13 protein-coding genes are annotated in these 14,691 nt (G+C 44.3%); 9 read left to right on the plus strand and 4 right to left on the minus strand.

The window, feature by feature from the left end:
* Positions 1-128: 128 nt before the first annotated feature.
* The gene (locus tag FE394_RS08255) at positions 129-962 is read left to right on the plus strand and encodes an MBL fold metallo-hydrolase (protein ID WP_319925918.1); all 834 of its coding nucleotides are present in this window, start codon (positions 129-131) and stop codon (positions 960-962) included.
* Between the two features lie 49 nt (positions 963-1,011).
* Here FE394_RS08255 and FE394_RS08260 read toward each other — a convergent pair whose 3' ends face one another.
* Complete coding sequence (locus FE394_RS08260; RefSeq protein WP_319925959.1) at positions 1,012-1,896, minus strand: MBL fold metallo-hydrolase; 885 nt, start codon at positions 1,894-1,896, stop codon at positions 1,012-1,014.
* A 140-nt stretch (positions 1,897-2,036) separates the two neighbouring features.
* Between FE394_RS08260 and FE394_RS08265 the strand changes: the two genes are divergently transcribed.
* Positions 2,037-2,957 (plus strand): LysR family transcriptional regulator, encoded by a 921-nt coding sequence (locus FE394_RS08265; protein ID WP_319925919.1) that lies wholly within the window; start codon positions 2,037-2,039, stop codon positions 2,955-2,957.
* On the opposite strand, the gene FE394_RS08270 is transcribed toward FE394_RS08265, so the two are convergent.
* A complete protein-coding gene (locus tag FE394_RS08270; protein ID WP_319925920.1) occupies positions 2,934-3,863 on the minus strand; it encodes a LysR family transcriptional regulator in 930 nt (309 codons plus the stop codon). The genes FE394_RS08265 and FE394_RS08270 overlap by 24 nt on opposite strands.
* 159 nt (positions 3,864-4,022) lie before the next feature.
* On the opposite strand from FE394_RS08270, the gene lysA reads away from it, so the two are divergent.
* Positions 4,023-5,348, plus strand: a complete 1,326-nt coding sequence (gene lysA, locus FE394_RS08275; protein ID WP_319925921.1) for a diaminopimelate decarboxylase — start codon at positions 4,023-4,025, stop codon at positions 5,346-5,348.
* Positions 5,349-5,409: 61 nt separating this feature from the next.
* Here lysA and fadE read toward each other — a convergent pair whose 3' ends face one another.
* Positions 5,410-7,857, minus strand: coding sequence for an acyl-CoA dehydrogenase FadE (gene fadE / locus FE394_RS08280; protein WP_319925922.1), 2,448 nt, complete (start codon positions 7,855-7,857; stop codon positions 5,410-5,412).
* Positions 7,858-8,110: 253 nt separating this feature from the next.
* Between fadE and lpcA the strand changes: the two genes are divergently transcribed.
* Both lpcA and FE394_RS08290 read left to right on the plus strand, forming a co-directional pair.
* Positions 8,111-8,692 (plus strand): D-sedoheptulose 7-phosphate isomerase, encoded by a 582-nt coding sequence (gene lpcA / locus FE394_RS08285; RefSeq protein ID WP_319925923.1) that lies wholly within the window; start codon positions 8,111-8,113, stop codon positions 8,690-8,692.
* A gap of 49 nt (positions 8,693-8,741) precedes the next feature.
* On the plus strand, positions 8,742-9,509 hold the full coding sequence (locus FE394_RS08290; RefSeq protein WP_319925924.1) for a class II glutamine amidotransferase: 768 nt from the start codon (positions 8,742-8,744) through the stop codon (positions 9,507-9,509).
* Here FE394_RS08290 and FE394_RS08295 read toward each other — a convergent pair.
* Positions 9,480-10,259, minus strand: a complete 780-nt coding sequence (locus tag FE394_RS08295; RefSeq protein WP_319925925.1) for a murein L,D-transpeptidase family protein — start codon at positions 10,257-10,259, stop codon at positions 9,480-9,482. The two genes, FE394_RS08290 and FE394_RS08295, sit on opposite strands and share 30 nt — an antisense overlap.
* A gap of 431 nt (positions 10,260-10,690) precedes the next feature.
* Between FE394_RS08295 and FE394_RS08300 the strand changes: the two genes are divergently transcribed.
* From FE394_RS08300 to FE394_RS08315, 4 genes are read left to right on the plus strand one after another with little or no spacing between them, the layout of a single operon-like run.
* The gene (locus FE394_RS08300; protein WP_319925926.1) at positions 10,691-12,034 is read left to right on the plus strand and encodes a Na(+)-translocating NADH-quinone reductase subunit A; all 1,344 of its coding nucleotides are present in this window, start codon (positions 10,691-10,693) and stop codon (positions 12,032-12,034) included.
* A gap of 3 nt (positions 12,035-12,037) precedes the next feature.
* Complete coding sequence (locus FE394_RS08305) at positions 12,038-13,276, plus strand: NADH:ubiquinone reductase (Na(+)-transporting) subunit B (RefSeq protein ID WP_319925927.1); 1,239 nt, start codon at positions 12,038-12,040, stop codon at positions 13,274-13,276.
* Positions 13,269-14,063: a Na(+)-translocating NADH-quinone reductase subunit C gene (locus FE394_RS08310; RefSeq protein ID WP_319925928.1), complete on the plus strand. Its 795-nt coding sequence runs from the start codon at positions 13,269-13,271 to the stop codon at positions 14,061-14,063. The genes FE394_RS08305 and FE394_RS08310 overlap by 8 nt, the downstream gene beginning before the upstream one ends.
* Positions 14,056-14,685: an NADH:ubiquinone reductase (Na(+)-transporting) subunit D gene (locus FE394_RS08315; RefSeq protein WP_319925929.1), complete on the plus strand. Its 630-nt coding sequence runs from the start codon at positions 14,056-14,058 to the stop codon at positions 14,683-14,685. The genes FE394_RS08310 and FE394_RS08315 overlap by 8 nt, the downstream gene beginning before the upstream one ends.
* The last annotated feature ends 6 nt before the right edge of the window (positions 14,686-14,691 follow it).

The raw sequence follows: 14,691 nt of genomic DNA on the forward strand, positions 1-14,691 counted from the left end.
TTTTCAGTTTTTCATTTTCAGTATAGTTAATCAAGCAACAATTATTGCTGTCTATCACGACATAACTTGCAGATTTATCGTAAAAAGTTCATTCTCTCATTACGTTCATAGAGGAGATGAGCTCTATTATGACATTAAAAATAACGGCTTTATTGGAGAATCAGGTTTTTTCACCTTATAAAGGTGTTTTAACAGCTAAAGCTGGTTTGAGCTTGTTAATTCAGGATCAAAAAACCACAATTCTGTTTGACACTGGGCCAGATGGGAGCTTTATTGATAATGCAAACAAATTAAATATTGATTTATCTTCAGTTTCCACTGTGGTGATATCGCATGGGCATTTTGATCATTGTGGTGGATTATCTTTTTTTTCTAGTGATGCTAAGTTGATTTCTCATCCTGATATCAAAGATGAGAGATATTATGGTTGGGTGATAACTAAGAATACTGCACTGACATTTAAAAAATTATCCAGACAAGTTGAATTAGAAAAATTTGATGCTTTTTTATCAAAAGATGAAGTGTATATTAATGATGAGTTTTTATACTCTGGTGAGATAAGAAAAGATAAAAACAAACGGTATGGAGTTATTAAAAACCATAATGTTATTGGAAATAAAAACCAAGAAGAAAGATTTTCACCAGATTTTGTCAAGGATGAAGGGGTTTTGATCTATAAGTCTGAGTATGGGTTAATTATATTCATCGGATGTGGTCATCGTGGCGTAATTGATATCATCGAATATGCCAAGAAAATTACCGGAGTTAAAAAAGTATATGCAGTTATTGGAGGCTTGCATTTACGCTATGCTTCACCATTTAAATTGCTGACAATCAGGAAATTCATTAAAAAAGAGAATATACAACATGTTTATGCGTGTCATTGTAGTGGCGCGTGGGGAAGGTTATGGCTACCAAATGCAAAAAATCTTTCTACCGGGCAATCTATTGAGCTTGGTTGAGGTTATATCCAAGAGGACGTTGCTATCTGCAACGTCCTCTTATTTTAACTTACTGAGGCCACTTCATTTCGCCTTTCAATACCTTGGCACTCAGCTCAAGGCTGGATTCGTCGGCAAGGTCTGGATAGTGTTTCTTCATGGCTGAAATCAGCGCATCGGAATCTTTTGCTTTAGGTAATTCTTTTTCCAATGTGGTCAGATAATTCTGCGTGAAAGTCACTGAATCCAACGTCATTGACGGGTTTCCCAGATAATGGCCTGGCACAACAGTTGCTGGTTTCAGGTTTTTGATGCGCTCCAGTGTTTGTTCCCAGTGTTGGCGTGATCCTTTGGTCTGGGTATCCGCAATCCATACATGAATATTGTCAGAAACAGTAACGCCACCGACAACCGCTTTCAGTTTAGGGATCCAGACAAAAGTGCGATCTGCGGCAGGGCCATCCAAACCTTCGACAATCAGTTTTTCACCATCAACAGTGAAGGAATTTCCTTTCAGTGGTTCTGGTACGATGATCTTTTTAGGTGCCTGATTAGCCAGAATTCCACCCCAATAGGCTAATTTGCCGTCTTTGGTTTCGTTGATCGCTTTGATGGTTTCTGGTGATGCGATGACTTTAGCTTCAGGGAAAGCTTCAGTGATTACATCAAGGCCAAAGTAAAAATCAGGATCGGATTGGCTGATATAGATCGTTGTCAGTTTTTTACCTGTCTGCTGGATCATTTTTATCAGTTCTTGTGCATCGCTTTTCTTAAACTGAGCATCGATCAGAACAACTTCATGATCGCCGCTGATGACCTCAGAAGAAACTGGGAAAATGCCTTTTTCACCCGGATTGTAGATATCCAACTTGAGATCGCCTGCTTGAGCCAGTGATGCCATTCCTAAAGAGAGGGTCGCCGCCAGAGCGATATTTAATGTTGTTTTGCGAGTCATCATAGAATTCCTATATCAAAATGCGTATTTGCTTTAATGGCCTATATAATAGGTTGCATATTTCGATTTAAAAACCACATAATCAGCAACTATTTGTTGCATATATCGAACTAATTAGAGCGGGGAATGAGTCGGCTGAAATGGATAGAGTCACAGCAGCACAAGTATTTGTTACGATTGTTGAGCAGGGAAGTCTGATTGCGGCGGCAGAACGCTTGGATATGTCGAGAGCGATGGTGTCGCGGTATTTGGCTGAGATGGAAAAGTGGGCGGGGGTTCGTTTATTGCATCGCACAACACGTAAGATCAGCTTAACTTCGGCAGGTGAGAGTGCTTACCAACGTAGCCTTAAGCTGATGGAGTTAGCAGAAGCAATGCCCGTACAACAATCTCTGGAAGCACAAACCTTGAGGGGGTTGTTGCGCGTCAGCTGTTCTCAATCGTTGGGTATCAGTGCGTTGTCAGTTGCAATTCCAGAATTTATGCGAATGTATCCACATATTTCCGTTAATCTGCAAATTAATAATAAAGCGATTAATTTAATTGAGGAGCGGATTGATTTAGCAATCCGTATTACCAATAATCTGGAACCGAATTTGATTGCTCGTCCATTATCAACTTGTCACTCCGTTGTCTGTGCCGCTCCTTCTTATTTAGCCGGAAAATCAACTCCGCAAAATCCTGCGGATTTGGCATCACATACTTGTCTCACTTATAATTTTTTCGGCAAAAGTTTATGGTTGTTTGAAAAACAACATGAACAGTATTCAGTCCCGGTAAGCGGTACGTTAAGTGCTAATGAATCGACTGTGTTAATGGAAGCGGCTTTACAGGGAGCAGGAATAGCAATGCAGCCTTATTATTCTGTTTCTTCTTATTTGAAATCCGGGCAGTTGGTTGCACTACTACCTGATTACCAGCCACAAGCAATGGGTATTTATGGCATTTATACCAGCCGTCAGAATATGCCTGTAACACTGCGGGCATTATTAGATTTTCTGGTGGGTTGGTTTTCAACATCTTCTCACTGGCAATCGTTAATGTTGAAAAGCGGCGGCTAATTTTGCAGGGAATAGGGCGGCCTGTTGTTTCAGATGAGTAATAAAGGTTTCGACGGGTTCTGAGGATGGCCGATGTATCGGTTTAATTAAACTCACTGTGAACGGAATGTCGATACTGAATGGTCTAAGGCAGATATTTGCGTTGTTCTCTGAATAATCCAGTGCGGTTAGCGGGTTTACAATAGACAATCCAATGCCTTCGGTGATCATGGCACAAATTGAAGCGGCACTGTGGGTTTCTATCACCATATTGCGATTTATATGATGTTCAGCAAAGATTGTATCAATCAGTTGCCTGTAGCTGTCAGTGATCGACAGGCTGATAAACTTTTCCCCGCTAAAATCTTCTGGTGTTAGTTGTGGTTTTTGACAGAGTGGATGACTGGCAGGTAAAACACAAACTTCATTTAATGTCATCAATGTTTCTTGTTCAGTGCCTGCAGGTGTCTGTAAATGTTCTGTCAGGCCAAGATCATGGCGCTGTGCCGAGAGCCATTCTTCCAATAATGGTGATTCTTGCGGAATGATAGTCAGTTTTGCCTCAGGATAGCTTTGGATAAAGCTGTTACAGGCTTTTGGTAACAGAGATTGAGAGAACATCGGCAGGCAGGCGATGGATAGTTGTGCGTGGTCAAATTGGCGGATACTGTCAGCCGCGTTGATTATTCTTTCCAATCCATAATAAGAGCGCTGCACTTCCTCAAATAACCGTAGCCCCTGCGCAGTGGGAAATAAACGCCCTTTAATCCGATCAAATAATTTGAATTTCAGTAATTGTTCGAGACGAGCGAGTTCACGGCTAACTGTCGGCTGGGATGTTTTCAATAACGTGGCAGCATCAGTCAGGTTTTTAGTTGTCATTACTGCGTGAAAAATTTCAATATGTCGCCATGAACAGGAATGCATTTATTTTTCCTCACGTTGCTAAGGCCGTGTTGCTAAAGTTATGTTTATAAAACAAGCAAAACGATATCATAAATGAATAGACTATAGCTAAATGGATATTTTTCTTCCTGTCTTATTGTTGTTGATAATAAAGCACTACTGCTTTTGTGAGGCTCATCGATGACAACATCAATTTTTTCTGGCGATTTAGGGATGCATTTCACTCCTGAGAATTTACTCCGTTTACCTGTTCAGTACGGAACCCCATTGTGGCTTTATGATGGTGATAACATCATCAAACAAATCAAAAAACTAAAACAGTTTGATGTTATCCGGTTTGCACAGAAAGCGTGTTCAAATACTCATATTCTGCGTTTGATGAGAGAGCAGGGTGTGAAAGTGGATGCAGTGTCGCTGGGGGAAATTGAGCGGGCACTTTATGCTGGTTTTCAGCCCGGTCGTGATAAATCAGAAATTGTGTTTACTGCGGATGTGATTGATGAAACCACACTGAATCGTGTTATTGAGTTGGATATTCCTGTCAACGTCGGCTCCATTGATATGCTGGAGCAGATTGGGAAGCGTCAGTCTGGTCATCCTGTTTGGTTACGCATTAACCCCGGATTTGGGCATGGACATAGCCAAAAAACCAATACAGGTGGTGAAAATAGCAAACATGGAATTTGGTATCAGGCACTTTCTTCCGCGATTGAAAAAATCCACCAGCACGGATTGAAATTGGTGGGTCTGCATATGCATATCGGTTCAGGTGTGGATTATCAGCATCTCGCCAATGTATGTAATGCGATGGTGGAGCAGGTCATGTTGTGCGGTGAGGATATTCAGGCCATTTCAGCAGGAGGCGGGTTATCAATCCCCTATAAAACAGGTGAGGAAACGGTAGATACCGAACATTATTATAGTTTGTGGCATGAGGCCCGCCAGCGTATTGAGCAGCATTTGGGGCATCATGTTGAGCTGGAAATTGAGCCGGGTCGTTTTTTAGTTGCTCAGTCAGGTATCTTAATGGCAGAAGTGCGGGCGGTAAAATCCATGGGTAACCGCAATTATGTGCTGGTGGATGCCGGGTTCAATGATTTGATGCGTCCAGCAATGTATGGCTGTTATCACCATATTTCCGTTTTGCCAGTGAATAATCATGCTGACGATGCTGATTTACAGGAAACCATTGTCCATGAAGCAACTGTCCATGAAGCAACTATCCATGAAGCAACTGTACGGGAAACATTGGTTGCTGGGCCGTTATGCGAATCTGGGGATGTTTTTACCCAGTTGGAAGGAGGGGAGGTTATACCGCGTATGCTGCCTCGTGTCCGGGTCGGAGATTATCTTATTTTCCACGATACAGGGGCTTACGGGGCATCAATGTCTTCAAATTATAATAGCCGCCCTCTGCTTCCCGAAATTTTGTTTACCGAAGGGAAAGCTCGTCTGGTTCGGCGCCGCCAGACGATAGAAGAGTTGTTATCTTTGGAATCCATTTAAAATAAAATACGGGGACTTTTTTGTCCCCGTATTTGTTGTTACTCATATTTTTCAGTCAGCATCAGGCAGCTTTAGTTTGACGCTGACTTTCAGGCTTTTTTGCTGAATGTGGTACAGCAAAAGCATCCGCCTCAAACTCATCGACATTGATTGAACGCAGTCGGCTGTTTTCGGCACGTTTCAGAATATCAGCCTCTTCCTGAGTGATTTTATGCTCTGACAATGCTTTTTCAGCCAGTTTATCCAGACGAGTGAAGCTCAGATTTTTGCCTGCTTCACGGCTTAAGCGAGCATGGATTGGCTCTGCGGCGATGATATCGTGCAGTGCTTCTTCCAGTAACCCATGAGGGTTGTATTCGCTTGGTGTCAGATATTGACCACGTCCGATACGGCTACGGGTTGCAGAAGGAGTCTGTAATATCTGAGCCAGTTTGTGATCCAGCTTATCGGACGGTGCTGTATGTGAACGGCCTAATGGGAAGACAATCACACGCATTAAACCAGCAACCAAACGATTAGGGAAATTGCGCAGTAAATCGTCCATTGCCAGCTCTGCCTGATGCAAAGTATCTTCTACCGCCCATTGTACCAATGGTAAATCTTCTTTCTGACGGCCTTCGTCGTCATAGCGTTTTAAGGCAGCAGAAGCCAGGAATATTTGACTCAGGATGTCTCCGAGACGAGCTGAAATGCGTTCACGGCGTTTCAGGCTACCGCCTAATACTCCCATTGAAACATCAGAGAGCAGGGCAAGGTTGGCACTCAGGCGGTTAATGTGCTGGTAGTAACGACGCGTAGCATCACTTACTGGTGAGCTGCTGGTTCTACCCTTGGCAATGCCGAGCCACAGACTGCGCAGGGTGTGGCTGGTCACATGTCCCAAGTGACCAAATAGGGCTTTATCGAAGGCTTTCACATCATTGCTTTCTGCTGCGGCAATTTCAGCCAGTACATAAGGATGGCAGCGAATTGCACCTTGACCAAAGATGATCATGCTGCGGGTCAGGATATTTGCACCTTCCACGGTAATGGCAATTGGAGCTCCCTGATAAGCACGGGCAAGGAAGTTGGATGGCCCAAGACAGATACCTTTACCACCAGCGATGTCCATCGCATCAATGATGGAACGCTGACCTCTGTGAGTACAGTGGTATTTCACGATAGCAGACAGGACTGCGGGTTTTTCGCCCTGCATGATGCCGCTGGTAATTATGGTTGCAGCCGCATCCATCAGGTAAGAGTTGCCAGCGATGCGGGCCAATGGCTCTTCGATACCTTCCATTTTGCCGATAGGCATTTTGAACTGACGGCGAATATAGGAGTAAGCACCAATTCCCATCGCCGCACTTTTTAATCCACCTGTCGCGTTGGATGGCAGGGTAATGCCACGACCAACAGACAAGCATTCAACCAGCATACGCCAGCCTTGTCCTGCCATTTTTGGCCCGCCAATGATGTAATCGATAGGAACGAAAATATCTTTGCCACGGGTTGGACCGTTCTGGAATGGAATATTCAGAGGGAAGTGGCGACGACCAATTTCAACCCCCGGGGTATTGGTTGGGATCAAGGCACAAGTAATACCCAATGATTCGGTATCACCCAGCAGATGATCAGGGTCGTACAGTTTGAATGCCAATCCCAGAACAGTGGCGATAGGAGCCAGAGTGATATAACGCTTATTCCAGTTCAGGCGTATACCGAGAACTTGCTCGCCTTGCCATTCATCCATGCAGACGACACCAGTATCAGGGATAGCCCCTGCATCTGAGCCAGCTTCAGGGCTGGTCAAAGCAAAGCACGGAATTTCATCTCCGCTCGCAAGACCGGGGAGATAATGTTTTTTCTGTTCCTCAGTGCCATAGTGTTGCAATAACTCACCGGGCCCCAAAGAGTTAGGTACACCGACAGTAATCGCCAGAATACCTGATACACCCGCCAGTTTTTGCAGTACCTGAGATTGAGCATAAGCAGAGAATTCCAGACCACCATATTCTTTCTTGATGATCATGGCGAAGAAACGATTTTCTTTCAGGTAAGTCCAAAGCTCCGGAGGTAAGTCAGCCAGTTCATGGGAGATTTGGAAATCATTTGCCATGCGGCAGGCTTCTTCTACTGGACCATCAATAAATGCTTGTTCTTCAGCAGTTAACTGTGGTTTTGGATAATTATGCAGCTTTTGCCAATCAGGGTTACCCCGGAACAGATCGCCTTCCCACCATGTTGTTCCTGCATCAATGGCTTCTTTTTCTGTTGTGGACATGCTGGGCATGACTTTACGGAAAGCTTTTAAGCCAGGCGCAGAAAATAAAGAGATACGTGTTGGAGCAAAGACAAGAGGGAATAGGATAATGGCCAGTGGTAACAACAACCAGTAGCTCCAAAGGCTGGTGATGCCCATCACTAATGTGTAGGCAACAAGCAGTAAACTACTGATAGTTAAGCTGACTTTGCGGTAACAAAGTCCGCCAATCAAGACTAAAAACAAAATAATGCTGAGAGCGGTCATAGTAAAACTCCTGTAAATCTCAGGTTGAGTTGTCAGAGGTCTGACCTGTTGTGATGTTCTTCTGTTTTAGATGAGGAAAACGCTTTTATCAATACATTTACATCTTAATTACAATCTAGCTCACAAAGTCATTTAAGTTTTATGCGCGATAATTTCACAGAGATGTGATGGTATCTTCTTTCAAGAGGGGGAATCCGTTACACTGAGTGGCAGATATTATTAATCCCGAAGACCTTTCAGGAGTACGAGTCCCATGTATCAAGATCTGATTCGCAGTGAATTATCTGAAGCCGCAGATACTCTGGCTAAATTCCTCAACGATGATGCAAATATTGACGCCATTCAAAAAGCGGCTGTTTTACTGGCTGGTTCATTTAAAACAGGAGGAAAAGTACTCTCCTGCGGTAATGGTGGTTCGCATTGTGATGCCATGCATTTTGCGGAAGAATTGACAGGTCGTTACCGTGAAAACCGTCCGGGATATCCGGGCATTGCGATTTCCGATCCGAGTCATTTATCCTGTGTAAGCAATGATTTTGGTTACGATTATGTATTTTCCCGCTATATTGAGGCAGTGGGTCAGAAAGGTGACGTATTGCTGGGTATTTCGACTTCAGGAAATTCCGGCAATATCATCAAGGCGATTGAAGCTGCCCGTGCCAAGGGAATGAAAGTCATTACTCTGACAGGTAAAGATGGCGGCAAAATGGCGGGAACAGCAGATGTTGAAATCCGGGTACCTCATTTTGGCTATGCTGATCGTATTCAGGAGATCCATATCAAGGTCATTCATATCTTGATTCAATTGATTGAAAAAGAAATGGTAAAAGCCTGATTGCTGTCCATTGGGAATAGGCGTCAGGAGTAGTCGTTAGGGGTGGGTAATGTGTGAATTACTTGGCATGAGTGCCAATGTGCCGACAGATATCGTTTTCAGTCTGAGTGGTTTATTTCAGCGTGGGGGGCATACAGGTCCTCACAAAGATGGCTGGGGAATTACCTTCTATGAAGGTTTGGGATACAGGACGTTTAAAGATCACCAAGCCAGTTGTCATTCACCAGTGGCTCAATTTGTACAGGGCTGTCCAATCAAGTCAGAAGTCATTGTGGCCCATATTCGTCAGGCAAATCGCGGGAATGTTTCTCTGGTAAATACCCATCCTTTTACCCGTGAGTTATGGGGAAAATATTGGACTTATGCCCATAATGGACAATTGAAGGGATACCAAAACCTGAAAACCGGTAACTATCGTCCAGTCGGTGAAACAGACAGTGAATCGGCGTTTTGCTGGATATTGCATCAATTATCTCTGAAGTACCCCAAACGTCCTTCCAATTGGCCTGCGGTATTTAAGTTCATTGCATCGCTGGCCGGAGAACTGAGAGAGAAAGGGGTTTTCAATATGCTGTTATCAGACGGGCAATTTGTCATGGCGTATTGTTCGACTCAATTGCATTGGATTACCCGTCGTGCTCCTTTTGGCAGGGCTAAATTGCTTGATCAGGATGTTGAAATTGATTTTCATCAGCATACCCAGCCCGGGGATGTCGTATCAGTGATAGCTACCCAACCTTTAACCGGAAATGAAGCCTGGCACCGCATTGAATCGGGTGATTATGTGTTATTTCATCTCGGTGAGAGAATAGTTTGATTCAGCATCCAAAAAGGATGGCGGATTTTCAGGTTTTTCATTAACCACATATTGCCCGTCTATTACGCTGACAGTGGCAGGCATTCCATTCTTGGCAAAATAGATATAGGCGGGCATTAATTGTTTCCAAAACGGATTATTGTCGTTATTTTTGTGTAGTCTCATATTCTGTGGTGTCATCCTGAAGGGATAAATATTGATCTTTATTTCATGCTGTCCGTGATAAAATGCACTTTCTGCGTATTGGTATATTTCATCCATATAGCGATTAGTCATGGCATAACAGCCAATAGACTTACACTCACCATGAATCATTAAGTTATTACCAGAATAGCCTTTGGATTTATCAAATTCATTTGGAAAACCCAGATTAATAGCCCGGTAATAGCGGCTATTCGGCTTTAACTGTTTAAGGCTGACATGATAAAACCCTTCAGGGCTTTTGAAATCACCTGCCAGTGTTTTGGGACCAAGCCCACCAGAGTAATTACAGATAGGGTAGCTTCGGGTTAATTGATAACGGCCTGTGTTGCCTTTTGTATAAAGTTCAAGAATTCTTTCTTCTTTGAATATTTGGATGAAAACTTCGGTACCAATTTGTTCCAAGGGGGGCTTTTCGGACGATAGCTTGAGCCATGATAGCGTATTTTGTGTAATGGCAGGTGCTGATATGGATGAACGTGCCATGACAGAAAAAGGCACATGGAATAGAAATAAGCTAACTGAAAGAGAAAGCGCCATTTTTTTCATAACATAACCGTGTGAATGGGTAACAGATTGATGAAATATTGGGTTTAGAATTGCTATTTTTTGACGAAATATTGAGTGAAAGATAGCAGTGATACCCAAGCTTTGAGAAGTTACTTTTAGGTTGAAAATTGCTCTTTTGTAGGGAAAGGTGAGTATTTGTTTCGTCTTTCTCGAATGGTTAACGGTTCAGCAGAGAAATTATTCTTATTTGCTTGAGCTAAGTCACTCGATTAATCAGACAGTCAGGGGGGGAGATGTTAGAATTACCGCCGACGAAACTTAAGAGAAAATTGTAACGATTATCGGAGTGAATAACTTGAGACATATGTCGCTCAAGGTGTTTTTTATTACTGAAGTCGCTACGTTACCCAAGAGAATACCGTAGGGTAATTTGTAGCATATGATTTAACTGATAAACTTGTGCAAATCTTATGATTAAAATTAAAAAAGGACTCAACCTCCCGATAGCGGGAGCACCTGCCCAAGTTATAGAAGACGGTCCGACAATTCGCCATGTCGCTTTATTAGGCGAAGAATATGTTGGAATGCGTCCTTCTATGCTTGTGAAGGAAGGTGAGCATGTCAAAAAAGGTCAAATTCTTTTTGAAGATAAGAAGAATCCAGGGGTTGTTTTCACCAGTCCAGCAAGCGGGAAAGTTGTAACCATCGGGCGTGGTGAGCGCCGAGTCCTGCAATCCGTAGTGATTGAAGTAAATGGTGATGAGAAAGTGGAGTTTGATCGTTATGATCGCGCAGAACTTTCTGGTCTGAGCCGTGAACAGGCAGAAAAAAACCTGCTTGCGTCAGGATTGTGGACGGCATTGCGTACACGCCCTTTCAGTCGTTCTCCTGCTCCCGGTTCCACACCAAAGGCAATCTTCGTCACGGCAATGGATACTCAGCCATTGGCTGCTGATCCATTAGTTGTTATCGCGACTCAGGAAGAGGCTTTTGTTGATGGCCTGAATGTTCTGTCTAAATTGACAGAGGGAAAAATTCACGTCTGCCACGGCGCTGGAAAGATTCCAACAGCAGGAAACAACACTCAAATCACATATAACCAGTTTATGGGCCCACATCCCGCAGGGCTGGTTGGTACCCATATCCATTTCATTGAACCTGTCAGTGCGAAAAAAACAGTATGGCATCTGGGTTATCAGGATGTCATTACCATTGGTAAGCTATTTACCACAGGTGAGCTTTATACTGATCGCGTCGTATCTCTGGCTGGCCCTCAGGTTAAATCACCCCGTTTAGTTCGCACTCAATTAGGTGCTGATTTGCTGGAATTGACACAAGACCAGCTGAAAGAGGGTGAGAACCGGATTGTTTCTGGTTCTGTGCTGTGTGGTACAAAATCAGATGATGCTCTTCATTATCTTGGTCGTTTCCATACGTTGGTTTCAGTTCTTGCTGAAGGCCGTGAAAAAGAGTTGTTCGGCTGGATTGCGCCGGGAATTAACAAGTTCTCCATTACTCGTACCACAATTGGTCACTTCCTGAAAAATAAACGTTTCGCTTTCTCAACCACAACAAATGGTGGGGAGCGCTCTATGGTGCCAATTGGCAACTATGAGCGTGTGATGCCGCTGGACATCATGGCAACACATCTGCTGCGTGACTTGCTTGCAGGCGATACTGACGGTTCTCAGACACTGGGTTGTCTGGAGCTGGATGAAGAAGACTTGGCATTGTGTACCTATGTTTGCCCCGGCAAATATGAGTACGGTCCGGTATTGCGTGACGTGCTGACTAAGATTGAGCTGGAAGGGTAATTCATGGGCCTGAAAAATTTATTTGAAAAAGTAGAACACCACTTTGAGGCCGGTGGCAAACTGGAAAAATATTATCCTCTCTATGAGGCAGTGAGCACCGTTTTCTATACTCCGGGTACAGTGACAAAAGGACGTGCCCACGTTCGTGATGCCATCGATCTCAAACGTATGATGATCTTGGTATGGATGTCTGTTTTTCCGGCAATGTTCTGGGGAATGTATAACGTTGGTAATCAGGCAATCCCGGCTCTGACCCATTTATACAGCGGAGATGCATTACAGCAGGTTCTGGCGTCTGACTGGCATTACGTGCTTGCCCAGTATCTTGGTGCATCACTGACACCGGATGCAGGCTGGGTCAGCAAAACATTGCTGGGAGCGACCTACTTCCTGCCAATTTATGCCGTTGTTTTTGTGGTGGGTGGTTTCTGGGAAGTTCTGTTCGCCATTATCCGCAAACATGAAATCAACGAAGGTTTCTTTGTCAGTTCTATCCTGTTTGCGCTGATTGTACCGCCAACCTTGCCATTATGGCAGGCAGCAGTAGGGATTACCTTTGGTGTTGTGGTTGCGAAGGAAATCTTCGGCGGTACAGGCCGTAACTTCCTTAACCCTGCACTGGCGGGCCGTGCTTTCCTGTTCTTTGCTTATCCGGCTCAGATTTCAGGGGATTTGGTTTGGACTGCGGCTGATGGTTTTTCTGGTGCAACTCCCCTGTCTCAATGGGCAACAGCGGGTAGCCACGGTCTGGTCAATACCATTACCGGACAGCCAGTCACATGGCTGGATGCTTTCATTGGTAACATCCCGGGTTCAGTCGGTGAAGTTTCCACGCTGATGATCCTCATCGGTGGTGCCATTATTCTGTTTGCCCGTATCGCTTCATGGCGCATTGTTGCGGGTGTCATGCTCGGTATGATTGCGACTTCTTACCTGTTTAACCTGATTGGCTCTACCACTAATCCAATGTTTTCTATGGAGTGGTATTGGCATCTGGTTCTGGGTGGCTTTGCTTTTGGTATGATCTTTATGGCTACAGATCCTGTATCCGCTGCATTTACGGATAAAGGGAAATGGGCATACGGTATTCTGATTGGTGCTATGTGTGTTCTGATCAGAGTCGTAAACCCGGCTTACCCGGAAGGGATGATGTTGGCGATTCTGTTCGCTAATCTGTTCGCGCCACTGTTCGATTATCTGGTCGTGCAGGCCAATATTAAGCGGAGAAAAGCCCGTGGCTAATGATAAACCAAAAAACAATGACAGCATTGGCAGAACGTTTCTCGTTGTTTTTGTGCTGTGTCTTGTCTGTTCGATTGTTGTTGCCGGTGCAGCAGTAGGTTTAAAAGCGCAGCAACAGGAGCAGAAGCTGCTGGATAAACAGCGTAATATTCTGGATGTAGCGGGTTTATTGCAACCCGGCATGACGACTGCGGAAATCAACGAGATTTATGCCAGCCGTATTCAGCCTGAATTGCTTGATTTGAAAACAGCAACGCGGGAAAAAAGTCATGGCGATTTTGATCTGAAGAATGCTCTGCACAGTGATGAAAGCAGTATTGCTTTGCCACCAGAGCAGGATCTGGCAAAAATCCGCCGCCGCGCCAATATGGCCGAAATTTATCTGGTGAAAGATGAGAACGGCAAAACGACTGAACTGGTTCTGCCTATCTATGGATCTGGTTTATGGTCAATGATGTATGCCTTTATTTCCATTGATGTAGACGGCGTAACATCTCGTGGCATCAGTTATTATTCTCATGGTGAAACCCCGGGTTTGGGTGGTGAAGTTGATAACCCCCAATGGCGCAAGCAGTGGGTGGGCAAAAAGCTTTATAACCCACAAGGTGTTCCTGCACTTAAGATCGTCCGTGGTGGCGCAAATGATAATCCTTACGGTGTAGATGGCCTGTCCGGAGCGACCCTGACTTCCAACGGTGTTCAGCATATGTTTGATTTCTGGCTGGGTGATAACGGTTTTGGCCCGTTCCTGAAAAAAGTACGTGAGGGAGCCTTGAAAGATGGCTGACAGTAAAGAGATAAAACGCGTCCTTCTTGGGCCGTTGTTTGATAATAACCCGATTGCATTGCAAGTTTTGGGGGTTTGTTCAGCGTTGGCTGTGACCACCAAACTGGAAACTGCGTTGGTTATGACGATTGCTGTGACACTGGTTACAGCGTTTTCTAACTTTTTCATTTCATTGATTCGTAACTACATTCCCGGCAGTGTGCGAATCATTGTACAGATGGCAATCATCGCATCACTGGTTATTGTGGTAGATCAGATTTTGCAGGCTTATGCTTACGAAATATCCAAACAGTTATCGGTGTTTGTTGGTCTTATCATCACGAACTGTATCGTAATGGGGCGCGCTGAAGCCTACGCCATGAAATCGCCTCCTGTTGAAAGTTTCATGGATGGTATCGGTAACGGCTTAGGTTACGGCGTTATTCTGTTGCTGGTTGGATTCCTGCGTGAACTGTTTGGTTCCGGAAAATTATTCGGTATTACAGTGCTGGAATCTGTTAAAAATGGCGGCTGGTATCAGCCGAATGGCCTGTTCCTGCTGGCACCGAGTGCATTCTTCATTATTGGTATGCTGATTTGGGGTCTGCGGACTCTGAAACCTGCGCAGGTTGAGAAGGAGTAACAAACA

The organism is Xenorhabdus littoralis (assembly GCF_033949345.1).
Taxonomy (GTDB): domain Bacteria; phylum Pseudomonadota; class Gammaproteobacteria; order Enterobacterales; family Enterobacteriaceae; genus Xenorhabdus; species Xenorhabdus littoralis.

Coding starts and splice junctions, on each gene's coding strand:
- FE394_RS08315 (WP_319925929.1), top strand. CDS start 14,056: ATGGCTGACAGTAAAGAGATAAAACGCGTCCTTCTTGGGCCGTTGTTT.
- FE394_RS08290 (WP_319925924.1), top strand. CDS start 8,742: ATGTGTGAATTACTTGGCATGAGTGCCAATGTGCCGACAGATATCGTT.
- FE394_RS08265 (WP_319925919.1), top strand. CDS start 2,037: ATGGATAGAGTCACAGCAGCACAAGTATTTGTTACGATTGTTGAGCAG.
- FE394_RS08260 (WP_319925959.1), bottom strand. CDS start 1,896: ATGACTCGCAAAACAACATTAAATATCGCTCTGGCGGCGACCCTCTCT.
- lpcA (WP_319925923.1), top strand. CDS start 8,111: ATGTATCAAGATCTGATTCGCAGTGAATTATCTGAAGCCGCAGATACT.
- FE394_RS08255 (WP_319925918.1), top strand. CDS start 129: ATGACATTAAAAATAACGGCTTTATTGGAGAATCAGGTTTTTTCACCT.
- FE394_RS08300 (WP_319925926.1), top strand. CDS start 10,691: ATGATTAAAATTAAAAAAGGACTCAACCTCCCGATAGCGGGAGCACCT.
- FE394_RS08270 (WP_319925920.1), bottom strand. CDS start 3,863: ATGCATTCCTGTTCATGGCGACATATTGAAATTTTTCACGCAGTAATG.
- FE394_RS08305 (WP_319925927.1), top strand. CDS start 12,038: ATGGGCCTGAAAAATTTATTTGAAAAAGTAGAACACCACTTTGAGGCC.
- lysA (WP_319925921.1), top strand. CDS start 4,023: ATGACAACATCAATTTTTTCTGGCGATTTAGGGATGCATTTCACTCCT.
- fadE (WP_319925922.1), bottom strand. CDS start 7,857: ATGACCGCTCTCAGCATTATTTTGTTTTTAGTCTTGATTGGCGGACTT.
- FE394_RS08295 (WP_319925925.1), bottom strand. CDS start 10,259: ATGAAAAAAATGGCGCTTTCTCTTTCAGTTAGCTTATTTCTATTCCAT.